Source organism: Thiobacillus sp., assembly GCF_013693775.1.
Taxonomy (GTDB): Bacteria; Pseudomonadota; Gammaproteobacteria; order Burkholderiales; family Thiobacillaceae; genus Thiobacillus.
Genome location: NZ_CP059257.1, coordinates 1458200 through 1481714, shown reverse-complemented (window position 1 = coordinate 1481714; position 23515 = coordinate 1458200). Strand labels below are relative to the sequence as shown.

Sequence of the window (23515 nt, the reverse complement as noted above, 5' to 3'; positions counted from 1 at the left end):
TNCGTCGTGGCCCCGCAACGGGCGGGGCAGGGGGCTACGCTCCAGCATGCTGTGCTGGGTTGTGCAAATGCGTGCTGTCCACGAGGCTGGCGGTTTTNCGTCGCCACAACGTCACGCGGGACGGTTCCCCGACACACCGAACGGCCTTGCCATGGAGCTTCCACGCCACACCTCAAACCTACTGCCGCATGATGCAACAGGGGCGTTTCCGCTTGCCGTTGGGGTGATGANNACCTTGCCCGCATCAGGGGCCAAGCCGATGAAGCCGCCCGGCGGGGATGCCGAGGCCGCCCTGTCTCCTGCGGGGCGGTCGGCCCATGCGTCCTTGGCTTGTCGTGAATCCTGGCGGNGGCACGGCTGCGCCTCGGGCTTCATGGCCGCAACCGTCCGGCGCAAACAATNNTTCCCTGCGCAGTCACTGCGTTCGGCGCATTCCTCGCGGGACAAATTCTTTGCGCCTCCCGGTCCTCCACTGCGTTTCGGCCGCAAGCGGTGCAGCCCGCCCGTCNCCCGCCTGACGGATCACAACAAGGACGCGATGGGCGCGACCTTGGTTAACCCGCAAGGAGAAAACATCATGGCCACTATCGGCACCTTTACCGCAGACAAAGACGGCTTCACTGGCACGATCCGCACCCTGACGCTCAACATCAAGGTCAAGCTCGTCCCCAACGAAAAGGAAAGCGAGAACGCCCCCGACTTCCGCGTCCAGGCGGCAGGCGGCTACGACATCGGCGCGGCGTGGAAGAAAGTCAGCAAGGCCGAACGGCCCTACGTGTCCGTGACCCTCGACGATCCCACGTTCCCGGCGACGATCTATGCCCGCCTGATCGAGGAAGAGGACGGCACGCACAACCTGATCTGGTCGCGCAGCAAGCCGCAGGCGGCCTGACGGCCGTCCCAGCGCCCCGCCCATTGTGGCGGGGCCTTGTGCTGCTCATCGCAGCACAGCAACCGCTACGACTTGGCCGCCGCGAGCTGGCTCTCGGTCTCGGTCATCAGCACGGCGGTACTGCATTCAAGCGCGCTGGCGATCTTGAAGATGATCGCCAGCGTGGGCATGTGCTCGCCGCGTTCGATCTTTCCCATGTGGGAACGCTCGATGCCCGCCAGATTCGCCAGCGACTCTTGCGCGATTCCCCGTTCTGCCCGCAGCGCGCGTACCGCCGCGCCGAAGGCTTGCGCCAACTCGGCATCGAAGGTAGTGACACCGGCCGGTCGGCCGGGTTGAACGGAACGCTTCTGCATGGACAGAAGCGTCTAATTTCGAGACAATTAAAACCACGTTATCTTTAACTCATTTGCCGGGTTTCGCGTGCTTCCGTGCTTTTGCGGAAAACCGCATCTGTGGATTCCGACAGAACCGGGAAGCCGTATCCGTGCCTTCACTGACCTGCGCAATTCCGCTTTTCCGTTTCCGTGCATGTACGGATTCGAAGGCTTGCGTATCCGTGTTTGCACACGAAGACGCACATCCGGTTTGGTGCTTCCGCGCTTTCGGGGAAAAGCGGTTTCGTGCATTCTTGGTTTTTCGGTGTTTCTGACCATGACCCAGCCGCTCACCACCGCCGACCAGCGCGCGCAACTACTCGCCAACGGCGCGGCACGTGCCGCTGGCCAGAGCATCGACCCGTCGCCCGTGGTGCGGCTGTTCACGCCGGATGCGCACGCAACCTGGTTGTTGGCTGCGCTCGACCCAGCTGATGGCGATACGGCCTGGGGCCTCATCGACCTCGGCATCGGTATGCCGGAATTGGGGATGGTCAAGCTGTCCGACTTGGCTGGCATCGTCGGGCCGCGTCAACGGCCCATCCAACGCGACCTGTATTTCCGCGCATCGCGACCGCTATCGGAGTACGTCCGGCTGGCACAGATCGACGGCTCGATCCCCGACTGATCGAACCTCATGGCCCCGCTGCCGCAGGCCATCCAGACACAGGCCGTTGCGGCGCATTGTGTCTTTTTCGGTCTGGCTTATGACGTTTGCAATCTGGATCGCCACTCTTGCGCCAAGGCGGTGCAGCCCTGACCGAAAGGGGCATGATGCACTGCGTGACTTGAGGCAGGGTGTCCGGTGCTGCGCCCCATTTCCGGGCTGCGCAGCCGTCGCATTCGGACAATCCACGTAAGACTTCGGAGCCAACCAGTCTTGACACCGCTCGTTACAGCTTGAGTTTATCCCTTTGCTGGTGGCGCGTTGAGGTTTTGATGGCGTAGTTCCAGCGTGCCGATGTGGCGACGATCCCTGTCAACAGGAGGTTGCCTCATGGCTGATCGAAGCGCCGAACCCTGGTATCCCACTGCCGCGTATCTCTACGTGCTGCACCTGGATGACTTGGCACTGGCCTGGGAGTATTTGCGCCGTCATCCCGACTACCGCCGCGACTGGCTGCGCCGTCGCCGCCGACCGGACGCTGCCCACAGTTGGGGACTGCGCATGCTGGAAGACCCGGCCTTGGATGCGCGCGACGCGCATCCCGCCTGGTTTCCCGGCCATCCCTGCGCAGCGCAGCTTCACCCGGACATTGACCCGCCACCGGATGCCGTCGCGTTCGAGTTCTGGCGCATTCCCGGTCAAAAGCATCTCGTCCACGATGGCCAACGCCTGATGCTCGCCACGCGCTGGCCCGGCTACTGCCTGCGCCTGACGCTGGCGCCGAGCTTGGAGGATGGCATGGCCTACGTCTATGCCATCCGCGCGTGTGACATGCCTTGCGCGCGCCATTGCGTGCTCCGGGGCGAACTGGACAAGCTGGCCGTGGCCNCCGAAGGCACGCCCGCATCAGCGGCTCGGCCACGGCCTGCGCCGACTGCGTTGCAGGAGCTACACACCCTGCAGGCACTCGACGCCACTTTGGCGGGGGCGTCCTTGCGTGAGGTCGCCGAGGGGTTGTTCGGTACCGATGCAGTGGTCAATGGCTGGTATGCCGATGGCGGCCTGCGCTCCCGCGTGCGCCGTCTGNGTGCGACGCGGCCTGACGCTGATGCGCGGCGGCTATCGCCGCCTGGCTCGACTNCAATGACTTGAGCAGGGTCGTTTCGCATCCACTGCAAAACGACCCTCAACGGGACGCATCCCTTTCTTGAGACTGCCTCCATCTGGCCGCGCTGGTGCGGCCGGGNNCTGTCCTGACCGATGGAGGCTTATCCAATGCGACCCGCTCCCTTGCGGCCTGCTGCCGCGCATTCCACCCAGCCGCAACCCGCTGCCACAGCTCAACCCCAACGCTACCTGACGAACGACGAGGCCGCCGAATACCTGCGCTTGTCGCCGCGCACACTGGAAAAACAGCGCGTGATCGGCGGCGGCCCGCGTTTCCGCAAATTCGGCCGTCGCGTCATGTACGCGGTGGCCGACCTCGACGCCTGGGCCGACCAGCGCAGCTTCGAGGCCACGTCCGACCCCGAATACGCCGAGCACCACTCGGCCGACAGCCGTGCGCGCTGATCGGCGCTTCGCCGGTGGCCATCGCCATGTCCAGCCCTTCGCTGCCGCCCCGATCATTGGGGCAGCGACCAGCGCAGGAGCGGGAACAGCTCGACCTGTTCCGCGCGCTGCCGGGCGACATGGCGCCGCGCGACAGTCAGGACTTGATGGCCTTTCCGTTCTTCTCTTTGGCGAAGTCGAAGCGCGTCCAGCCGATCGACTTCCGCGCCGGCGGCGTGACGATCCGCGTGGAAGGGACGCAGGAGCACGGCATCGCCACGATCTGGGATGCCGACATCCTGATCTGGGCGGCCAGCCAGATCGTGGAAGCGCGCGACGCGGGCATCCGCCCATCGCGCCTGATGCACGCCACGCCCTACGAGATATTGCGCTTCATCGGGCGCGGTACCTCGCTGCGCGACTACCAGCGCCTCAAAGCCGCGCTGGATCGCCTGCAATCGACCACCGTGGCCACCTCCATCCGCGAGACAACCGGGCGGCGCCTGCATCGCTTCTCGTGGATCAACGAATGGAAGGAAATGGCCGATGCTCGCGGCACGCCGCTTGGCATCGAACTGATCCTGCCGGACTGGTTCTACGCGGGCGTGCTCGACGCCGCCCTGGTGCTTACCATCGACCCGGCGTATTTCAAGCTCACGGGCGGCATCGAACGCTGGTTGTACCGCCTGGTGCGCAAGCACGGCGGCAAGCAGCCGGGCGGTTGGCAGTTCGACTTCCGGCACCTGCACCGCAAGTCGGGCAGCACGGCGAAGCCCTACGACTTCGCCTGCGACTTGCGCGCACTGGTGGTGCGGCAGTCGATGCCGGGCTACGTCTTAGGCATCGTGCGCATGCCCGAGGACGGGGCCGAACTGCTGACCTTCCGGCCCGTGCCGCAGACGGCACGGGGATAACTCGGGGAAAAGCTGTGAATGGCCTCGTGCTATCAGTCGTGCCGGGTATCGTGCTATCGGGCGTGTCCCTATCGTGCTATCAGGCGTGCGAAACAGCCGGAAAGCCAATAGCGGTGCGGGTCTTCGGCCCCTCTAACTTCCCTAACTTAAATTCTTTAACTAATAAAAACAGCGCGTCGTTTCGGTGGATAACCGCCAAACGGCACGGCGCGCAGCGCTTCGCACGGCGAAGAAAACCCGGCTTTCCAGCAAGGAGGGCCGCGCCATGATCATCGCCTTGCTCAATCAAAAAGGCGGCGTGGGCAAGACCACGCTCGCCACGCACATCGCCGGCGAACTGGCGCTGCGCGGCCAGCAAGTCGTTCTGCTGGACGCCGACCCGCAAGGCTCGGCGCTGGACTGGACGCAGCGGCGCGCCCAACAGGGCTTGCCGCGCTTGTTCAGCGCCGTGGGCCTCGCCCGAGAGACGTTGCACCAGGAAGCGCCCGAGTTGGCACGCAGGGCCGATCACGTCGTCATCGACGGCCCACCGCGCATTGCCGCGCTGGCGCGCTCGGCACTGCTGGCGGCCGAGCGTGTGCTGATCCCGGTTCAGCCAAGTCCCTATGACTTGTGGGCGTCTGCCGAGATGGTGGCGCTGATCCGCGAGGCGCAAGTGTTCCGGCCTGCGCTGCGCGCGGCCTTCGCCATCAATCGGCGCGTCAGCACGACCATCATTGGTCGTGAAGCACGGCAGGCGCTGGCCGACCAGCCGTTGCCCGCACTGCGTTCGGAGGTGCACCAGCGCATCGTCTTCGCCGATAGCGTGGCCGCTGGTCGGCTGGCTCGCGAGACGGCACCCGACAGCGCCGCCACGCGCGAGATCGCCGCGCTGGTCGATGAACTGCTGCGGTGGCCGACATGACTGCAGAACGATATGCGCGCGGCANAGCGCGTCGGCATCGGCGCACGTCCGCCAGCGAACCCGCACGCCGAAGCGTGGGTTCGCCAGGGCGAAGGCACCGACCTCCAGAAAGGCGACCTCTACACCGCGCGCCTGACCCTCGACATCACGCCCGCGATGCGTGCGCGCATCAAGGTCTCGGCGTTCACGCAAGGCNGTGACGGTGGCCGAGCTGCTGCGCGGGTTGCTGGAACGCGAGTTCCCGGAGAACACGCCATGAAAGCTCACGCTTTGGCGGCCATGGCTGCTACGTCACCGACGATTGCGCCGCCGCTCGCAGTGCTCGCCGGGCGGACCAGCGCTGCGCCGCTGACCCGCGTATCGCTCGCCCACATCAAGCACCGCATCAACATCTATCTGCGCTTCGGCGAACCGGCGCGCACCATCCGGCTTGACCGCTGGCGGCGCGTTGCGATGTTCCCGCCCGGCGCGGTGTTTTGTCGCATCCGCTGGCAGGCCAACGACTACGGGACGATCCGCTGGCAGCTCATGGTGATGCAGGCTTGCACGCCGCTGGACGTGGCGCAGCGCATCCCCGGTGTGCTGCCCGGTGCGCAGCTGTTACTGCATGCCGAGGGCGAGGCGGCCGTGCGCGCTGTGCTGGCACGGATCGACGCCATCGAGGCGCTGGGCATCGCCGCCATCGACGTGTCGCCCGCGTACTGGCGCACGCTGGGCAACCGGCTCTCTGCACGCCTGCCGCTGCCCGAATACACGGCCGAACGACACGCGGTCTGGCTGGCCGGGAGGGCGCTGCCATGACCACGGCTTCCACGACCGCCAACGCCACGGGAACGGCGCCGCGTTCTCCTTNCGCGCATGCGCACTCGCATTGCGCTGGCGGGCCTGTCCGCCTGTGGCCTCGCTGCGCTGACCTGGGCGTCCTTCGTGTCGCCGCTGCCGCGCCTGATCTACAACCCGTCCGACAGCGTGGCGGTCGGCTGGTATCGCGTCGAACCGTTCGACCGCCGAGCCGACTCGCTGCCACGTCCGTTGTCCGTGGGCAGCATCGTGCTGGCCCAGCTTCCGGCCGACGCCGCCGCACTGGCCGCCCGACGCGGCTACCTGCCGACGCGCGTGCCGCTGCTCAAGCGCGTGGGCGCGGCGGCGCCGCAGGAGGTGTGCATCGTCGGTCGCAGCGTGCGCATCGACGGCGCGCCGGTGGCTGCTGTCTTGCCTGCTGATCGCATGGGCCGGCCGCTGCCATCCTGGCAGCAGTGCCGGCAGCTTCATCCCGGCGAGTTGTTCCTGCTGAGCGCGACCAACCCGGCGTCGTTCGACAGCCGGTACTTCGGGCCGATTGCCGCATCCACCGTGATCGGTGTTGCGCATCCGGTCTGGCTGGAAACACGCCTATGATGGCTACCGATTCGCTGCACATTTCCGTGCACTTCATCGTGCCATCCGACGTGTCGTTCCGCTGGCCGCCGTCGTGTCATCGCGTATGCCTNNTGCGGGTGCATTCGCACCGCACTTCGCGCAGCATTCGGCGCCGTCTTCCCACGTGCAGGCGTCTTACCTCGAACACGCCCGGCCGGTGGCCATTGCCGCGTTCGCCGGCACGCTGGCTGCGAGCAGCGCAGCGCCGCCGGGCCGCCGACGCCCTGAGCGAAAGCGAGGNGGAAAGGCGGAAGGCAAGATAAANGGTCGCGGCACCCTGCCGCTTGAAAATCCTGTCTGCACATGGGGTGGCGCGGCACGCGCCAGGGGGCAGCAGCGTGCCGCGAAAGTGCGCAATGCCGCATCGGCATTGGCGAAAGTGCGTGCTTTGCCCGCTGGACTGCGCCGCTCTTGGATGGANGCCACCCGATGAGCCGCAGCGATGACGACCGCTTTCGCATCCGTCCCGGCACGCCGAAACAGCGCAGCGATGCCTTCATCAACAAGGTACTGCGCCAAACCAACAAGGCCGGCGCCAAGCTCGGCAAGACGATCGGCAAAGCCGGCCAGCGGCCCGGTTCCCGGCTGGGGCGCGGCCACGTCGCGGCGCGCTTCGCCGGAGCCTCGCTCACGCCCAACGCCCGGCGTTTGACGATCAAGGCGCGCCTGGTCAATCTGGCCAAGGCCGGGTCGCACTCGACCGCTGCGCACCTGCGCTACATCGAGCGCGAAGGAGTCGATCGCCAGGGCGGGCCGGGCCACGCCTACGGCCCGACGACCGACGCGGCAGATACCGCCGCCTTCGAGGAACGGGGGCGCGAGGATCGACACCAGTTCCGCTTCATCGTCTCACCGGAGGACGCCGAACAACTCGACGACCTGCGCACCTATACCCGGCACCTGATGGCACGCATGGAAGCCGATCTGGGTAGCCGACTGGATTGGGTGGCCGTCGATCACTGGAACACCGACAACCCCCACACCCACGTGGTCCTGCGCGGCAAGGACGACACCGGCAAAGACCTCATCATTTCCCGCGACTACATCGCCGACGGGATGCGCCGCCGGGCCGCCGAACTGGCGACCGAGTGGCTGGGGCCGCGCACCGATCTGGAGATCCAGCGTGCCATGCAGCGCGAAGTCGATCAGGAGCGGTGGACGGGGTTGGACCGCACCTTGCAGCGTGAGGCCAAGGACGGTCTGGTGCTGCCGGAGACGCTGGCCGAACCCCGGCTGCAACGCCAGCGGCAGATGCTGATTGGCCGTCTGCAACGCTTGCAGCGCATGGGGCTGGCGACCGAGCAACAGCCCGGCGTGTGGGCTGTCCACGCCGAGGCCGAGCCGACCCTGCGATCCATGGGCGAGCGCGGCGACATCATCCGTACCATGCAGCGCGCCATGAGCGGCAAGCAGTGCGAGTTGGTCGTGTTCCAGCCTGGCGAGGAAGGCCGAACCATTGTCATCGGCCGCGTAACCGCCAAAGGGCTGGCCGACGAACTACACGACAAAGGCTACTTGGTCATCGACGGGATCGACGGCAAGGCGCACTACGTTGCTCTGCCGCCGCGTTCGGAACTGGAGCAGTACCCGACCGGTTCGGTGGTCGAGGTGAAAGGCTCGACCGACGTGCGCACGGCCGACCGAAACATCGCCGCGGTGTCAGTGGATGGCATCTATCGCACCGACCATCACCTTGCGCTCGCCCAAGGCGAGGCCACGCCCGACCGTGATCCACGCGAGGCGGTGGCGGCGCACGTGCGCCGGCTGGAAGCCCTGCGCCGCGCCGGCATCGTGGAGCGCATGGCCGAAGGCGTCTGGCGCGTGCCTGACGACTTCGCCGAACGAGGCCGCCAGTACGACGCCCAACGCCGGGGCGACGGCGTGGCGGTGGAGTTGAAATCACACCTGCCCATCGAACGGCAGGCCCGCGTGATCGGGGCGACTTGGCTGGATCAGCAGTTGATCGGTGGCGGCAAGGGCTTGGGCGACCTGGGCTTTGGCAGCGAGGTCAAAGACGCACTGCAACAGCGCGTCGACTTCCTGGCCGGGCAGGGGCTGGCCGAGCGGCGCGGCCAACGCGTGATCCTGGCGCGCAACCTGTTGGCGACGCTGCGCGGGCGCGAGCTGGCAAAGGCTGCGCAGGACATAGCGGCGGAAACCAGCCTGGAGCATCGGCCGGTGTCCGAGGGGCAGCGTGTGGCTGGCATCTACCGGCGCAGCGTCATGCTCGCCAGTAGGCGCTACGCGATGCTCGATGACGGCAAGGGTTTCTCGCTTGTGCCATGGCGGCCGGTGATCGAGCTGCGGCTGGGGCAACAGCTTGCCGCGACAGTGCGCGGAGATGGCGTGTCGTGGGAGGTCGGCCGTAAACGGGGATGTCGATCTGAATAGCGCCTGCCGCCATAGGAGTTGGGGCACAGAATCGCGTCAAGGTATCGAGCTCGCATCCCGTACAGCCTGCGATACGACTCCAGGTTCGGCGGTAGCTCGCTTGTCACGCACCAGCATGACGAGTACGGGGGCGATACGGGCGACTTGCTCAGCGTTGCTGTCGAGCAGAAGCCAATCCAAGCCTCGGCGACCGTGCATTCCCAGAACAACCAAATCGGAACGGATATCTTGAACTGAAGCCGGCCAACACCAGAGTCCTCCCTTTCACCTTGACAGGTGATAATACCTAATATATTCATACTAAACGTTCGTTAGAATTTTTATCAGGATGTGTTCATGGGGAACCCGGTGATGATAAGCATTCCCAAGCGAAAAACGCGGGAAGAGATTCTTGAACTATCGGCGCCTCTATTTGCGCAGAACGGTTATGACGGCGTCTCGATGCGCGATGTCGCTGCCGCCGTCGGCCTCACCCAGGCGGCGCTTTACTACCACTTCGCTGACAAGGACCAGCTCTATCTCGATGCGGTGGCCTACGAATTCCGGGAAAGAGAGGCCGCGCTGAAAGACATGCTGGCCGGCGACGGTACCNCCATGGGGAGGCTTGAGCGCTTTGTGGCCGGGCTCGCCCGGATGATGGCCACGGATAAGGACTTTCTGCGGCTGGTGCAGTGGGTACTTCTGGACAGCGACGAGGCGCGTCAGAGCACCTTGGCCAAACATGTATTCAGGGACATGTTCGTCGCCGTCCATGATCTCGCCAGCGAACTGGACCCGCATCAGGATGCCCACCTGCTTGCGATGTCGATCTTTGGCCTGGTGATCTTCCATTTCCAGACCGGTGCAACCCGTCAGTTCATGCCGGGACACCGGCCCCACCAGGACAACCCCGAAGTGCTGGCACGCCACGTATGCGAACTGCTGCGAAGGAGCCTGGCCGCAGCCGATGGGGGGCACGCTGAGGATGGGGCTCCTGGACAAGCTCATACCGATACCCGGCCCCGTACACGCCGGATTTTCCACACTCTCACTTTGAAAAGGAGCAGCGACCATGGCCAAGGCAAAATCCACCTCCGCTTCGAATGCGGCGCCGGAATCCGTTGCGGAGAAGAATCCGCCCGTCACCGCCGAGGAGCGCTATCGAATGATCGCGGAGGCCGCCTATTTTCGCGCGGAGAAGCGCGCCTTTGTGGGCGGGAACGTGGCGGAGGACTGGCTGCAGGCCGAGGCCGAGATCGACCGGATGCTCAAGGAGCAGGGACGTCTTCCCTCGATGACGCCAGAGGAAATCGAGCAACGCGTACAAGGCGCCCTCGCCACCGACCCGGCCGCGATCGCCGCCCAGGTGCGCGCGATCACGCTCGATGCGCTCACGCGCGGGCATCTTGATACCGATGCACTCAAACGCGTGACGGCGGCCGTGGTCAAAGGCGCCCGCGAAGGCGCCGCGCCGCTCGGGGAGCCCGGCGGACAAGCGCTGAAGGAGGCGATGCGCGGTCTGGACGAGGCGCTGGCCGGGGCGGCGGAGGCCGCTCAGCTGGCCATTCAGGAAGCAGCAGGTCGCAGCAGCGAGTTCTCCCGGCAGGGGCTGAAGCGGGCGGTGGACGAGCTGGCCACCCTGCAGACGCTGTTCATCGAAACGCTGCAGGACGCCGCGCGCAATACCCGGGGCGTCGTCCAGGCCACCTTCACCGAGCTTGCCGAACATGCCCGCAGCAGTGGCTCGGCCGTCGGCCAACGTACCCGGATCGCGCTCGATCAATTGGCCCACGCCGTTACGGCAGGCGCGCGCGAGCAGGCCAAGAGAGGGACGGAGGTCGTGCGCCATGAAGCCGCGCTGCTTGCCGGTCTGGCCGCCGGCCTGCTCCAGGGCATCGCTGCCCGCCTGGAATCGAAAGATACCGACAAGGACGCTTGATGCTATGGCAAGCGATCGGCGCCGTCCGCGACCTGGGCCGCCTGCATGACATCGCCTCTGTCCTGATCCGTTATGGCTTCGGCGATCTGGTGCGGCGGATCGGCATGGCGGGCGCCCTGGAACGTGCCGGCCGCGCCCTGCACTGGCACGAACCGGAGGAACTGGCGCGGCTGGAGCCGCCGGCCCGCGTGCGCCGGGCGCTGGAGGAGCTGGGGCCGAGTTTCGTCAAGCTGGGGCAGATCCTCGCCACCCGCGTCGATCTGTTCCCGGCGGAATGGATCGCCGAGTTCAGCAAGCTGCAGGATGCGGCGCCCGCCATCCCTTTCACCGAGCTGCTGCCGCAGCTGACCGAGGACCTGGGCGAGCCGCCCGAGGCCATCTTTCCGCGCCTGGAGATGCAGGCGCTGGCGGCGGCCTCGCTGGCCCAGGTGCATCGCGCCTGGCTGGCTGACGGCACGGCGGTCATCCTCAAGGTGCGGCGCCCCGGCATCCGGCCGATCGTGGAGGCTGACCTGCGCCTGCTGGCCCGTCTCGCCGAGATCGTCGAGGCGGAGGCGCCCGAGTTGCGCCGCTACCGGCCGCGGGAGGTGGTGCGCCATTTCACCCTGTCGCTGCGCCGCGAACTGGATTTTTCCGCCGAGGGCCGCAGCGCCGAGCGCATCGCCGCCAACTTCGCCGCCCACCCCGAGATCGTCGTTCCCCGCATCCACTGGCCGTGGACCGGCGGGCGGCTCAATGTGCAGGACTATGTCGAGGGCATTGCCGGCCGCGACCTGGCCGCCGTGGACGCGGCCGGCCTCGACCGCAGGCTGCTGGCCCGTCGCGGCGCCCGGGCCGTGCTCAAGATGATGCTCGCAGACGGCTTCTTCCACGCCGACCCGCATCCCGGCAACGTCTTCTACCTGCCGGACAACCGCATCGCCTTCATCGATTTCGGCATGGTCGGGCGCCTCTCCGAGGAGCGCCGCTATCAGTTGGCCGTGCTGCTGCACGGTCTCGTCAGCCACGATGCCGAGAAGGTGGCCGAAGTGCTGCTGGACTGGAGCGGCGGCGCCCAGATCGACAGCGAGACCTTGCAGCCCGAGATCGATGCCTTCGTCGACCAGTATCACGGCGTGCCGCTCAAGAACCTCGATCTGGGCGCCATGCTCTCCGACCTGGTCGCCATCCTGCGCGAGCACGGCCTCGCCCTGCCGCCCGACCTGGCGCTGCTGATCAAGGCCTTCATCACGCTGGAAGGACTGGGACGCCAGCTCGACCCCGACTTCGACATGGCGGGCGAGGCCGCCCCGTTTCTCGAACAGGTGCTGCTCGCCCACGCCGCGCCCGGCGCCCTGGTCTGGCGCGGCTGGCGCGCCTTGCGCGACACGCTTGCCCTCGTCGCCGGGCTGCCGCAAGACCTGCGCCAGCTCCTGCGCGCCGCGCGGCGCGGCAAGCTCCTGGTGCAAGTCGAGGTCCTGCCCCTCAAGCATTTCGGCGACCGTCTCGACCGCGCCGCCAGCCGCCTGGCGATCAGCGTCGTCACCGCCGCCCTGATCATCGGCTCGGCCATCGTCATGACCGTCGAGCGCGAGCCCGGCCTGCCATCTTTCGGCTTGCTCGGCTTCATCGCCGCCGTCATCGGCGGCATCTGGGTGCTGTTCTCCATCTGGCGTGGCGGCAAGGGCTAGAGATGGCGAAACCAGCACCCGAAACCGTTCCCAATCCGCCCGCGCGCAAGGTCGGCCTGGCGCTGGGCAGCGGTTCAGCGCGCGGGCTGGCGCACATCGGCGTGCTGCGTGCCATCGAGGAGGCCGGGATCAAGGTCGATCTGGTCGCCGGCACCAGCATAGGCGCGGTGGTGGGCGCGGTATATGCCGCCGGCAAGATCGGGGGCTTGGCCGACCGTTTTCGCGCCTTCGATTGGCGGCAGATCGTCGGCATGCTCGACCCCGTTCTCCCCCGTTCCGGGCTGATCGACGGCCAGAAGATCGCGGACTTTGTACGCGCCCATGTGGCGGCCGCAAGCATCGAGGATCTGCCGATCCCCTTCCGCGCCGTGGCCACCTGCATCATGAGCGGCGAGGAGGTGGTGTGCGCCTGGGGCGACCTGATCGATGCGGTGCGCGCCAGCATCTCGGTGCCCGGCATCTTCACGCCGGTGCGCAGCAACGGCCGCATTCTCGTCGACGGCGGTCTGGTCAACCCGGTGCCGGTGAGTGTGGTGCGTGCCATGGGCGCAGGCCTGGTCATCGCCGTCGACCTCAACCACGACATCGTGGCGAGCCGGGTATCCCGCCCAGATTCGAACTCACAGGGAACATTCCATACCCAGGCCATGGCGCGCCTGCTGGCAAGCCTCCGAACAAACCCCGGCTTGGTCCAGTTCGAAGCCTGGCTGCACAAGGAGCCGGAACCGCTGCCGGGCATCTTCGATGTGCTGCTGAGCTCCATCTACATCATGCAGGCGCGCATGACCCAGGCCAGCCTGCGGCAGGACAAGCCGGACATCCTCATCCGCCCGCCGCTGGGTGCGGTGCGTTTCATGGAGTTCGACCGCGCCGAGGAAATCATCGAGATCGGCTACCGCAGCGCGGCGCAGCAATTGGCCCGCTGGGCAGGAGCGCCCACTGATGACTGACAGGCATCCCATGAACTTCCCGAGGCTGTGATGACGGGCGTCCGCGCCGCCATTGCAGGCGCCCTGACCTGCGAGGCACCCCCGTCCAGCTTGCCTTGCGCCTGTTGCTGTCAGGCCAGCAGATTCCGATCCGGGCGCTGGTGACCAGCAGCTTTCATTCCGGGCAGGCGGGCATCGATGCCGGCACGGCCTTGGACCTGATCCATCTCAGCCTGCAGCAATTGCATGCCCACGTCGATGCGGCGAGCGGCCCATCCGCGCATCTCGGCAACGCCGCCACCGTGCTGGCGGGCGACTACTTGACCACCGGGGCCTTCCGCCTGCTGGTGCGCTGCGCTGACCTGCAAGTCCTCGCCCTGATTTCTCATGCGGTCAACCGTGCCGCGGAATTGGAGGCCGCGAATCTGAGCCTGGCGCGAGATGGCGTCGATGACCCGACGCAGTGGGTGCGAACCCGTCAACGGTTGGCGGCGCCGCTGGGCGGGGCGGCCGGTGCCACAGGGGCTGCGCTCGCGGGCTACCCGGAACCGCTCGCCGGCGTCGCTCGGCGCTACGGCGAAACCCTCGTGGCGAGCCACGTGTTGCTGCAAGAAGCCAATGCCATGGAGCGCTGCGAGGCACGCACCGCCCTCCTGTGCGCAGCGCGCGACCTGTGCCGTCAGGCGACGCAGGAGGCGCGCACCCTTGCGACGGCCACAGGGAACGGCCGTCCACTCGAACTGGCTGAACGGATCGCTGCCAGCATCGAGGCTGGAGGCAGTGAAAAGTAATCATGAATTTAATGAGCCCCAACCCTCAGCCGGCCCGCGTGACAAGCCAGCAGGGAATGAAAATGGACGCGTCCTTGCCACCGAAGAAGATCGTCATTTTCTATTCGTCGATCGGCTACGGGCACATCAGTGCTGCCCAAGCCATAAGGGCGGAGATACATCGGCAATCCCGGAACACCGAGGTGGTTCTGCAGGACATTCGCGCCTTCATGCACCCGCTCTGGCGGCGCGTCGACGAACGCCTGTACTGGTTCGTCGCCAGCAACTTGCCCGAGTGCTTCGAGAGCCTGTTCGACGCGATGCAAACCAGAGGCAACCGCATTCCCTCGCTGTCGATGCTGCCCACGGACTACCCGGAGNGGAAAGTTCACGCCTACCTGACCCAACAGGCGCCGGACGTCATCCTGTCGACCCACTACGGCGCTGCCCAGGTGCTGNGAACGCTGCGCGAANAGGGGTTCCTGGCCAATCGAAGAATCGGATGGCTGCATACGGACTTTNTCGAGGGCTACTTTCCACGTATCTCCAAGCTGATCGATCGCACCTTTCTGGCGCACCCGGAACTGGAATCGCGCTGGCTGGCGGCAGGCGTGCCACCGGACAAGGTAATCACCAGCGGGATGCCGGTGCAGGTCGAGGCGGTGTCCGCAGTCGCTCGCCAGGACATCCGCGCGTGTATCGGGTTATCGCCGGACATTCCCACCCTGACGCTCGCGGGCGGCAAGGAAGGCCGGNGGGACTATGTCGACTTCATCTACAGCGTGATGCGTCATGTTCCCTGCAGCCTGCAGATCATCGCCGCATGTGGCGCGAACGCGAGCCTGCGTGCCAGGCTCAAGGAACTGCGCGGGAGCCTGCCGTCGCGGCTAACACTGAAGGTCGTGGGACTGGTGCCACGATCCGACATGACTGCGTACATGGGCGCCGCCGACGTCCTGATCACCAAGGCGGGAGGACTGACGCTGGCGGAAGCGTTCACGATCGGCGTGCCGACCATCCTCCTCGATGTCATCAGCGGCCACGAGCGCGAGAACGCCGCCCTGTTCGTGCGCCAAGGGCTGGCCAGTTTTGCTGGCAATGCGGAAGACGCGGGAAGACTGGTCGAGGAAATCCTCTCCGATCCGGTCCGACGGGAAGAAATCCTCACCGCCCAACGGCAGTACAGAGAGCGGACGAACATCGTCAGCATCGCCCGGTTCGCACTGGACGACGCAGAGGATCCCGTATATCCATTGCCGACTTACGGGGTCGAAGATGGCGCGCCGGTGCTCGGCATCGACGCAGCGCTCGCACGACTCGACGCCGAGTCATCGGCCGAGGTCGAGTTGCTGCTTTCCTACGCGACCTCGCAGACGCCGGAGCGGATCGTCCGCGAAAATCCGTTCGGACACCTTGCCATCCGTATCGAGGGCGTCGTTTATAGCGCGAACTACATCGCGGACCCTTCCGTCGATCCAAATTTTCTCCAGCACGTGAGCCTTGCGGACTATTTGTACGGTGTCACTCGTCCGTCCCCATCGCAAGTTCATACCAACACCTATGGCATGGCCTACGGCCGCGAGACGCTCGGTTTGCGCGTCCGGGGCGTTCCCNCCGAAAGCCGCGCCGCGATGGTGGCCGAGGCGCGCCGCCAGGAAGGCGCGTTCCGGGATGGCAGCCTGCAATGGCACCGGAGCGATTTCAATTGCGCGGACGTCGTGGCGCAGATGCTTGCGGCCGGTGGCTATGGCCGCCGCTCCCTCGGCAACCGGATAGGGCTGCCGAGCATGCCTTTGGACGTGTTCGAGGGCATCCGAGCACGGTTCGAAGAAGACCCGTCGTTGCAGGAGGAATTGATCGCCTACCGTTTGCTGCCTGGAACTCAGGCGCCTTATCGCTTTTCCCGTTTTCCGCTCTCGATGTGGCAGCCATTGCGCTCGATGGCGCGCGTGCTCAGCGACGCGTCTCGCGACGAGCTTGAGCAGGCAACAACCCGACAGGTCACTGGGTATTTCAGCGATTCCCGGCTTTATGTCGAGGACTTGCGGGCCTGCCGGTCGGCATCGGGAACCGAGGATATCCCGCTTGTCGAGCGTCCTCCCCTGGCACTGGAGGAGGCGATCCTCGCCGACTTGCGGCGTGTGCTCGCGGTGTACTTGGAACTTCCGTTCCAGCGGATCGGGCGCTTGGAGGGTCGCCCTGCCATCAAGGGGTTTGACGCGCTCGTCAATCGGGGACTCGAACTCGCCCGGCTGGCGACGGAGCATGCCGAAGACGGTCTGCTCCGTCTTCGCGCGGACCGGCTGCGCGCGCTATTCAACCGGCTCGTGGAAGACTACGGGCAGATCGACCCGCAGCGCTTCGAATTGCGTCACGTCCAGGTCTACTTGGCGCAGCTACGGGCGTTCGAGTCGGTGCTGGGACGGGAGCTGTTGCCCNCGGGCGCTTCGTGGACCGACAGAGTGCGGACATCGCTGCATGTTTGGTGGCGTNCAAAGGTGGTGTTTGCTCGCCGCGTTGCCCAGGTGTATTTCCGCAAAGAGAGAAGTAACTTGCCTTCACCACGCCCCCATTCAATGTGGCTCTCGCACGTTCTGTCCGGCGCTCTTCTGTCTTTCGGCAGCACAACGGCATTCGGTGCCGATCAGCTCGGCAAACAGTTTCAGATGCGGATGCCCCAGCCGGAGCGCGCTGCCTACGAGGCCGCTCCGCACCGGCCGCCGCAACACTCGCGGCACCGACAAGGCCGCGTCCGCAGAATGGCTGGCCCGCGTCCTGCTAATCACCATTTAAAGTCCAATCGGAAAAACCCGCCCCATGAAAAGAAAAACCCTGCTCACACACATGGCGCCGCTGGCGCTCTACGCTCTCTTGACCGGATGCGGTAAAGCGCCGGAGGCCCCGACTCAAATCGACGCCAAGACCTGGAATCTTCCGGTCATGACGGCGAGCGCCAGTGCACCGGTCGAGTACACTACGGTCGGCTCGGTGGTGTCCGATCAGCGCGTCGAGGTCGCCTCGCGGCTGAGCGGTTATATCCGCGAGATCAAGNTGCAGGAGGGTGAACGGGTGCGGCGCGGCCAGGTGCTTGCCCGCCTCGATGCCGCGGACGTGGAAGGCGGCATCCGCCAAACGCGCGCGGCCCAAGGCGCAGCCGAGGCCGCCTTCCGGGATGCGCAGACTGACCTCGAGCGATTCGAGCGCCTGTTCGAACGCGGCAGCGTCTCGGAAAACGAGATGCGCAAGGTGCGCCTGAAGTTTGACGCCGCCCGCGAGGCCCTGAACCAGGCGCGCGCCGGTCTCGACACGGCGCTGGCCCAGCGCGCCTATGCCGAAATCGTCAGCCCCGTGGCCGGCACGGTGGTGGCCCGCCTGAAACGGGCCGGCGATCTCGCTGTGCCCGGCATGCCGTTGTTGACCGTGGAGTCGGGGCGTGGCCTGCTGTTCGAGACCTTCGTGGCGGAAGGCCAGGTCGCCGCCATGGGCGAGGGCAAGCCGGCGGTGGTCAGCCTTGACCGCCTGCCCACGCCCTTGGAAGGCACGGTGACCCGGGTGATTCCCTCCGGCGATCCTGTTACTCGCAGCTACCAGGTCAAGATCGCGCTGCCAGAGACGGTAGGGCTGATGCCGGGGATGTTCGGCCGCGCAGTCTTCACGGTCGGGNAAAGCCCCTCGCCGGTGGTGCCGCGGCGGGCGCTGGCCGAGCGCGGCGGGCTCACCGGCGTTTTCGTGCTGGACGGCGAGGGCCGGGCGCTGTTCCGCTGGCTGCGCACCGGCCGCGAATGGCCCGACCGGGTCGAGGTGAGCGCCGGTCTGGCAGCCGACGAGCGCTTCGTGGCAGCGGTCGAGCCCGCCCTGCGCGACGGCGACCGCGTCATGCCGGCGGAGGCGCCGTGATGACCGACCGCAGACTCAACAGCGCCGGACGCCTGGCCGAGATATTCGTTTCCTCCAAACTGACCGTGCTGTTCATGCTCGCCTGTGCGCTGCTGGGCCTGCTGGCAATGGCGCTCACCCCGCGCGAGGAAAACCCGCAGATCGTGGTGCCCGGCGCCGAGGTGCGGGTGGCCCTGCCCGGCGCCTCCNCCGAAGAGGTGGAGGAACTAGTGATCCGGCCACTGGAGGGTATCGTCAAGCAGATCNCCGGGGTGGACCACACCTACGCCACGGCAATGAACTCGCTGGGCGTGCTGATGNTGCAGTTCAAGGTAGGGGAGAACAAGGAGAAATCCCTGGTCAAGCTCTACGACCGCGTGCTCGGCCAGCGCGACCGCCTGCCCCTCGGGGCGATGGAGCCGCTCATCCGCAGTGTGGACGTAGACGACGTGCCCATCGTCACGGTCACTCTGGCCTCGGAGCGCTATGACGACTATGCGCTGAAGCGGCTGGCCGACCGCATGCTGGAGNGGCTGCGCAGCCTGGAGGCGGTATCCACCACTTTCGTGCAGGGTGGCCGCGACCGGGAGATGCGCATCGAACTAGACCCGCAGCGCCTGCAGTCCTTTGGCGTGACGCTGGACCAGGTGCGCGCCTTCCTGAGCGCGGGCAACGTCGCCGCCNCCCTGGGCACGGTGGTGCAGCAGGGCGAGAACCGCCAGGTGTACCTGGACGGCTTCCTCGCCTCGGCGGAGGAGCTCGGGCGCCTGATCGTCGGCAACCACGCCGGCCGCCCCATCTACCTGGGCGAGGTGGCGCGCGTCGTCGACGGCCCCGAAGAGCGGGATAAACTGAGCCGCATGGCCTTCGGTCCGGCCGATGCGCGCTTCGGCAAGGTGCAGCAGGCGGAGATGCCGGCGGTGACACTGGCTGTGGCCAAGAAGGCCGGCACCAATGCCGTGGTCGTTGCTGATGAGGTGCTCGCCCGCATCGAGCGGATGCGGGTGCAATTCGTACCGGCCGACGTCGAGCTCGTGGTGACCCGCAACGACGGCCAGAAGGCGGACGCCGCCGTCAACGGCCTGATCGAGCACCTGGGCATCGCCGTGCTGGCCGTGTTCCTGGTGACCGCCGTCTTCCTGGGGCTGAAGGAGGCGCTGATCGTGGGCGTGACGGTGCCGCTGATTCTGGCGCTCACCCTGGGCGCGGCCTATTTCGGGAGCCTGACCATCAACCGCGTCTCCCTGTTCGCGCTGATCCTGTCGCTCGGCTTGTTGGTCGATGCCGCGATCGTCGTCATCGAGAACATCCACCGCCGCTACGCCCGCCTCGGCCAGGAGGACAAGGCGCGGGCCACGGTGCAGGCGGTCAACGAGATCGGTTCCCCCACCAACCTGGCGACGCTGGCGGTGATGCTGGTGTTCGGCTCGCTGCTGGTCGTCTCCGGCATGTCGGGGCAGTACTTTTATCCGGTGGCCTTCAACGTCCCCGTCGCCATGGCCGCCTCCCTGTTGGTGGCCTATGCCGTGGTGCCCTGGGCGGCCAACCGCTGGCTGAAACCCGGCGAGGGACGGGAACTGGAGGACCACGACACCCGGGACCGCCTGCACCGTTTCTACCACGCGCTCATGGCGCCCCTGGTGGACAGTCCGTCCAGACGGCGGGGCGTTTTCCTGCTGGCCGCCCTGGCGATCGCGCTGTCCCTGTTCCAACCCATCTGGCAGTTCGTGCGCCCGGCCGGCTTGAGCGGACCGCAGGCCTGGTTCGGCGTCGAGATGGCGATGATGCCCAAGGACGACAAGAACACCTTCAACATCACCCTCGACCTGGCGGAGACCGCCCCGGTGGAGACCACCGACCGGCTCGCCCGCGAGATTGGTGCCCTGTTGCGCCAGAACCCCGACGTGAGCGATTACCAGAGCTGGATCGGCCAGGCCGGCGTGATCGACTTCAATGGCCTGCTGCGCGGCGCCGGCAGCAAGCAGGGGCCGCATGTGNGGGAAATCCGCGTCAACCTCCGGGACAAAACGGCGCGCGACAAGACCTCAATCGATATCGTTCGCGAGCTGCGTCCCGCGGTGCAGGCCATCGCCGCGCGCTTCCCCGGCAGTACCGTGCAACTGGTGGAAGACCCGCCGGGGCCGCCGGTGCGCGCCACGGTGCTGGCCGAAATCTACGGCACCGACCCGCAGCAACTGCGCGCGCTTTCCGGGCAGGTCAAGGCGGCCTTCGGGCGAACCTACGACATGGTCGAAGTCACCGACACCGAGGTCGAGGATGTGTACCAACACCGCCTGACCGTCGACCGGGAAAAGGCCGCGCTCTCCGGGCTGACGGTCGCCGACGCGGCCGTCGCGCTGCGCCGCCTGATCGACGGCGAGACGCTGGGGCGCGCCCATGTTCAAGGCGAGAAGAACCCCGTGCCCATTCGCCTGCAGATCCCGCGCAGCCACCAGATCGACCCCGAACTGCTGTCGCGGGTGTCGCTGACCAATCGGCAGGGCCAGCGGGTGCCGTTGTCGGAACTGGTGCGGGTGGCGCCCGCCCGGGCCGACCGGCCCATCCTGCACAAGGATGGCGAGCGCGTCACCTTCGTGGGCGGCGAGCTCGAATCCACCGCCCCCGTCTATGCGGTGCTCGATCTCGACCGGCGCCTGGACGGCCTGGCGTTGGCCGGCGGCAGCCGCCTTGCCACCGGCAACCTGCGCTTCAACCCGGTGGCGCCGGATACCCTGGACGGCCCCCGCCTGCACTGGGATGGAGAACTGCGCATGACGCTCGATACCTACCGCGACATGCTGGGCGCCTTGGGGCTGGCGATCACCTTCATCTTCCTGGTGCTGGTGGCCTATTACCAGTCCTTCAGCCTGCCGCTGGTCGCTATGGCGGCGATCCCCCTGGGGCTGGCCGGTGTCTTTCCGGGACACTGGCTCATGGGGCAGCCGTTCAACGCCACCTCCATGATCGGCATCATCGCCCTGGCCGGCGTGGTAGTGCGCAACTCGCTGCTCATCATCGACTTCGTGCTCGACTACCGGCGCCAGGGCATGGACCTGCGCGAAGCCATCCTCGAAGCCGGTGCGGTGCGCCTGCGTCCCATCCTGCTGACGGCGCTGGCCATCGTCCTGGGCAGCGCCGTGATGCTCGCCGACCCGGTGTTCGGCGGCCTGGCCATCTCGCTGATCTTCGGCACTCTGGTCTCCACTGTGCTCACCCTGATCGTCGTGCCCCTGCTGCTCTATCTGCTGCTGCGCCACAAACAGCGCAAAGAAGCGGCCACAAAAGAAGGAACAACGTGAATTCCGCTCATCACCCAAAGACTCCGCGGCCTGCTGCCGCTGGCAGGCCTGGCCGCCGCGCTGCTCGCGGGCAACGCCGCTGCAGAATCCCTGCCGCAGGCATGGGACACCGCCCTGGCCGTGGACCGCGGCCTGAAGGCGGCGCGCGAAAACACCGGCGCCGCCGAGAGCCTGCTGGAGGCTGCCCGATCCAGCAGCCTGCCCAGCGTGAGTTTGGAGGCAGGCTATATCGCCCTCGACAAGACGCCGGCGTTCAGGGCCGACCTGCTCGGCCAGTCGCTGCAGCTGCCGATGGCCCAGCAAGACAGCGCCGCCTACAAGGCCATGGCGACCCTGCCGCTCTACACCGGGGCCGCATCGAGCGCGGCATCGATGCGGCGGCGGCGGGCCTGGAGGCGGCGAGGCTGGGCGAGACGGCCGACGTGCAGAACCTCAAGCTGCGCGTGGCCGATGCCTACGTCAACGGGCTGCGCGCCGGCCGGATGCTGAAGGTCGCCGAAAGCCATGTCGAGAGTCTGTCGGCCCATGCTCGCGATGTGGGAAACCTGCACGAGCAGGGCATGGTGGCCAGGAGCGACCTGCTCTCCGTGCGGGTCGCCCTGGCCGATGCACGGCAAAAGGCCCTGCAGGCGGCCAATGCCCTGGATCTGGCCCGCGCGGCCTACAACCGGCTGCTGGGGCGACCGCTTGACCAGGCCGTCAGCTTGGATGAACTGGCCCCCGATGCGGGTCGGGTACCCTTGGCGCGCTTGACCGAGCGGGCGCTCGTCCAGCGCAGCGAATTGGCCGCGCTGGCCGGACAGATCGAGGCCTTACGCCATCAGGCGGCAGCCGTGCGCGGAGAAAATCGTCCGCAGATTGCGCTGTCCGGCGGCTATGGCTACCAGCAAAACCGCTATCAGGTGCATGAAGGGCAGTGGATGGTCACCCTGGGAGCCCGATGGAACGTGTTCGATGGCGGTGTGGCCGGTCACCGCGCCGGCGCGGTCGAGCGCCAGGCGGCAGCGTTGACGGAGCAGCGCGAGGAGCTCGCCTCGGTGGTCGCCCTGCAGGTGCGCCAGACTTGGCTCGACGTGGAGGAAACGGGAAAGCGCATCGAGGTCACCCGCTCGGCCATCGACCAGGCCGAGGAAAACCTGCGCGTGGTGCGCGACCGCTATGCCAACGGCCTGTCCACCCATACCGAGGTGCTGGACGCCGAAACCCTGCGCGTCAACAGCGAGGCCAATCACGCCGCCGCGCACTATGACGCCGCGCTGGCTGGACTGCGACTGAAGCGTGCCGTGGGCGATCTTTAGAGAGGGAGCCAGCGTGAAGAAGAACATCCCGTTCGTTGGGCTCGTTTCCGGATTGACCGTGCTGGCCCTGCTCGCCGTCGCGGGTTGGTGGTTCTGGCTGCGCACGCCGCCGCTGCCTGATGGACTGATCCAAGCCAACGGCCGTATCGAGGGCGATCACTATGCCGTCGCCGGAAAGATGCCGGGTAAGGTGGCTGATCTCCCTGCCCGCGAAGGGGATAGCACGCAGAAGGGCAAGGTGCTCGCCCGCCTGGACGATGCCCAGGTCCGCGCCAGGCTCGATCAGGCCCGCCAGGCGGCAAGCGCCATGGAGGCGCAATGGCGGGCGGCGCAGACGGCGCTCGCAGTCGCGCGCAAGGACCTGCCCCTGGCGATCCAGACCGCCGAGGCCAACCTCGCCCATGCCCGCGCGCAGCTCGCCTCGGCCCACTCCAGCGCGGAGCAGGCGGCGCGGGATGCCGAACGCTTCCGCCGGCTGGCCGAGGCGGGAACGGTGGATCGGCACCGTTACGAGCAGATGGCGCTCGCCGCCGAGGTCGCGGCCAACCAGGCGCGCTCGGCCGAAGAGGCCGTGCGCGTGGCGGAAGGCAGCTCGCCCAGGCGCGTCTGGGCGATGAACGGCTGGGCGCCAGAAAGGATGAAGTGAAGGCCCTGGCCGCCCAGCTCGATCAGGCGCGGGCCGCGCTGAAAGAGGCCGAGC

General features: G+C 66.8%; 19 protein-coding genes and 4 pseudogenes. 21 read left to right on the top strand and 2 right to left on the bottom strand.

Annotated features, from left to right (window positions below; genetic code table 11):
* Positions 1-577 precede the first annotated feature (577 nt).
* Positions 578-892 (top strand): DUF736 domain-containing protein, encoded by a 315-nt coding sequence (locus HZY77_RS07360; protein ID WP_296820231.1) that lies wholly within the window; start codon positions 578-580, stop codon positions 890-892.
* Positions 893-957: 65 nt separating this feature from the next.
* Here HZY77_RS07360 and HZY77_RS07355 read toward each other — a convergent pair whose 3' ends face one another.
* Positions 958-1248: a helix-turn-helix transcriptional regulator gene (locus HZY77_RS07355; RefSeq protein WP_296820228.1), complete on the bottom strand. Its 291-nt coding sequence runs from the start codon at positions 1246-1248 to the stop codon at positions 958-960.
* 298 nt (positions 1249-1546) lie between these two features.
* On the opposite strand from HZY77_RS07355, the gene HZY77_RS07350 reads away from it, so the two are divergent.
* The 9 genes and pseudogenes from HZY77_RS07350 to HZY77_RS07310 all read left to right on the top strand — a co-directional run bounded on the left by HZY77_RS07350 (position 1547) and on the right by HZY77_RS07310 (position 9055).
* Positions 1547-1897 (top strand): DUF2958 domain-containing protein, encoded by a 351-nt coding sequence (locus HZY77_RS07350; RefSeq protein ID WP_296820866.1) that lies wholly within the window; start codon positions 1547-1549, stop codon positions 1895-1897.
* 369 nt (positions 1898-2266) lie between these two features.
* A pseudogene (locus HZY77_RS07345) lies at positions 2267-3023 on the top strand (DUF2285 domain-containing protein).
* 128 nt (positions 3024-3151) lie between these two features.
* Positions 3152-3448 (top strand): helix-turn-helix domain-containing protein, encoded by a 297-nt coding sequence (locus HZY77_RS07340; RefSeq protein WP_296820224.1) that lies wholly within the window; start codon positions 3152-3154, stop codon positions 3446-3448.
* 26 nt (positions 3449-3474) lie between these two features.
* On the top strand, positions 3475-4341 hold the full coding sequence (locus tag HZY77_RS07335; RefSeq protein WP_296820221.1) for a replication initiator protein A: 867 nt from the start codon (positions 3475-3477) through the stop codon (positions 4339-4341).
* A gap of 265 nt (positions 4342-4606) precedes the next feature.
* On the top strand, positions 4607-5245 hold the full coding sequence (gene parA, locus HZY77_RS07330) for a ParA family partition ATPase (RefSeq protein ID WP_296820218.1): 639 nt from the start codon (positions 4607-4609) through the stop codon (positions 5243-5245).
* A gap of 12 nt (positions 5246-5257) precedes the next feature.
* Positions 5258-5504: pseudogene (locus HZY77_RS07325) on the top strand (chromosome partitioning protein ParB).
* A 20-nt stretch (positions 5505-5524) separates the two neighbouring features.
* Positions 5525-6046 carry a DUF2840 domain-containing protein gene (locus HZY77_RS07320; RefSeq protein ID WP_296820865.1) on the top strand — a complete coding sequence of 174 codons (522 nt, stop codon included), beginning with the start codon at positions 5525-5527 and terminating at the stop codon, positions 6044-6046.
* A pseudogene (locus HZY77_RS07315) lies at positions 6043-6643 on the top strand (S26 family signal peptidase). Before HZY77_RS07320 ends, HZY77_RS07315 begins: the two are co-directional and overlap by 4 nt.
* Positions 6644-7093: 450 nt before the next feature.
* Complete coding sequence (locus tag HZY77_RS07310) at positions 7094-9055, top strand: relaxase/mobilization nuclease and DUF3363 domain-containing protein (protein WP_296820216.1); 1962 nt, start codon at positions 7094-7096, stop codon at positions 9053-9055.
* Positions 9056-9091: 36 nt separating this feature from the next.
* Here HZY77_RS07310 and HZY77_RS07305 read toward each other — a convergent pair whose 3' ends face one another.
* Positions 9092-9253 (bottom strand): universal stress protein, encoded by a 162-nt coding sequence (locus HZY77_RS07305; RefSeq protein WP_296820214.1) that lies wholly within the window; start codon positions 9251-9253, stop codon positions 9092-9094.
* Positions 9254-9391: 138 nt separating this feature from the next.
* Here HZY77_RS07305 and HZY77_RS17775 point away from each other — a divergent pair.
* The 11 genes and pseudogenes from HZY77_RS17775 to HZY77_RS07255 form a co-directional block, all read left to right on the top strand.
* Positions 9392-9517: pseudogene (locus HZY77_RS17775) on the top strand (TetR family transcriptional regulator); the annotation flags it as partial.
* Positions 9518-10106: 589 nt separating this feature from the next.
* Positions 10107-10973, top strand: a complete 867-nt coding sequence (locus HZY77_RS07300) for a DUF2934 domain-containing protein (RefSeq protein ID WP_296820212.1) — start codon at positions 10107-10109, stop codon at positions 10971-10973.
* Positions 10973-12643 carry an AarF/UbiB family protein gene (locus HZY77_RS07295; RefSeq protein WP_296820210.1) on the top strand — a complete coding sequence of 557 codons (1671 nt, stop codon included), beginning with the start codon at positions 10973-10975 and terminating at the stop codon, positions 12641-12643. Before HZY77_RS07300 ends, HZY77_RS07295 begins: the two co-directional genes overlap by 1 nt.
* A 2-nt stretch (positions 12644-12645) precedes the next feature.
* Positions 12646-13593, top strand: a complete 948-nt coding sequence (locus tag HZY77_RS07290) for a patatin-like phospholipase family protein (RefSeq protein ID WP_076600375.1) — start codon at positions 12646-12648, stop codon at positions 13591-13593.
* A gap of 95 nt (positions 13594-13688) precedes the next feature.
* Positions 13689-14363: a hypothetical protein gene (locus HZY77_RS07285; RefSeq protein WP_296820206.1), complete on the top strand. Its 675-nt coding sequence runs from the start codon at positions 13689-13691 to the stop codon at positions 14361-14363.
* Between the two features lie 2 nt (positions 14364-14365).
* Positions 14366-17230 (top strand): glycosyltransferase, encoded by a 2865-nt coding sequence (locus HZY77_RS07280; RefSeq protein WP_296820203.1) that lies wholly within the window; start codon positions 14366-14368, stop codon positions 17228-17230.
* On the top strand, positions 17160-18239 hold the full coding sequence (locus tag HZY77_RS07275) for an efflux RND transporter periplasmic adaptor subunit (protein WP_296820201.1): 1080 nt from the start codon (positions 17160-17162) through the stop codon (positions 18237-18239). The genes HZY77_RS07280 and HZY77_RS07275 overlap by 71 nt, the downstream gene beginning before the upstream one ends.
* Entirely contained in the window at positions 18239-21517 is a 3279-nt protein-coding gene (locus tag HZY77_RS07270) for an efflux RND transporter permease subunit (RefSeq protein ID WP_296820198.1), read from the top strand. Before HZY77_RS07275 ends, HZY77_RS07270 begins: the two co-directional genes overlap by 1 nt.
* 120 nt (positions 21518-21637) lie before the next feature.
* Complete coding sequence (locus HZY77_RS07265; RefSeq protein WP_296820863.1) at positions 21638-22006, top strand: TolC family protein; 369 nt, start codon at positions 21638-21640, stop codon at positions 22004-22006.
* The gene (locus HZY77_RS07260; protein WP_363154494.1) at positions 21940-22815 is read left to right on the top strand and encodes a TolC family protein; all 876 of its coding nucleotides are present in this window, start codon (positions 21940-21942) and stop codon (positions 22813-22815) included. Before HZY77_RS07265 ends, HZY77_RS07260 begins: the two co-directional genes overlap by 67 nt.
* A gap of 13 nt (positions 22816-22828) precedes the next feature.
* Entirely contained in the window at positions 22829-23461 is a 633-nt protein-coding gene (locus HZY77_RS07255; protein WP_296820196.1) for a biotin/lipoyl-binding protein, read from the top strand.
* The last annotated feature ends 54 nt before the right edge of the window (positions 23462-23515 follow it).

Bases quoted from the DNA above. Each gene is read 5' to 3' on its own strand.
- HZY77_RS07320 (WP_296820865.1), top strand. From the start codon at position 5,525: ATGGCTGCTACGTCACCGACGATTGCGCCGCCGCTCGCAGTGCTCGCC.
- HZY77_RS07360 (WP_296820231.1), top strand. From the start codon at position 578: ATGGCCACTATCGGCACCTTTACCGCAGACAAAGACGGCTTCACTGGC.
- HZY77_RS07295 (WP_296820210.1), top strand. From the start codon at position 10,973: ATGCTATGGCAAGCGATCGGCGCCGTCCGCGACCTGGGCCGCCTGCAT.
- HZY77_RS07335 (WP_296820221.1), top strand. From the start codon at position 3,475: ATGTCCAGCCCTTCGCTGCCGCCCCGATCATTGGGGCAGCGACCAGCG.
- HZY77_RS07300 (WP_296820212.1), top strand. From the start codon at position 10,107: ATGGCCAAGGCAAAATCCACCTCCGCTTCGAATGCGGCGCCGGAATCC.
- HZY77_RS07340 (WP_296820224.1), top strand. From the start codon at position 3,152: ATGCGACCCGCTCCCTTGCGGCCTGCTGCCGCGCATTCCACCCAGCCG.
- HZY77_RS07310 (WP_296820216.1), top strand. From the start codon at position 7,094: ATGAGCCGCAGCGATGACGACCGCTTTCGCATCCGTCCCGGCACGCCG.
- HZY77_RS07350 (WP_296820866.1), top strand. From the start codon at position 1,547: ATGACCCAGCCGCTCACCACCGCCGACCAGCGCGCGCAACTACTCGCC.
- HZY77_RS07305 (WP_296820214.1), bottom strand. From the start codon at position 9,253: ATGCACGGTCGCCGAGGCTTGGATTGGCTTCTGCTCGACAGCAACGCT.
- parA (WP_296820218.1), top strand. From the start codon at position 4,607: ATGATCATCGCCTTGCTCAATCAAAAAGGCGGCGTGGGCAAGACCACG.
- HZY77_RS07355 (WP_296820228.1), bottom strand. From the start codon at position 1,248: ATGCAGAAGCGTTCCGTTCAACCCGGCCGACCGGCCGGTGTCACTACC.
- HZY77_RS07290 (WP_076600375.1), top strand. From the start codon at position 12,646: ATGGCGAAACCAGCACCCGAAACCGTTCCCAATCCGCCCGCGCGCAAG.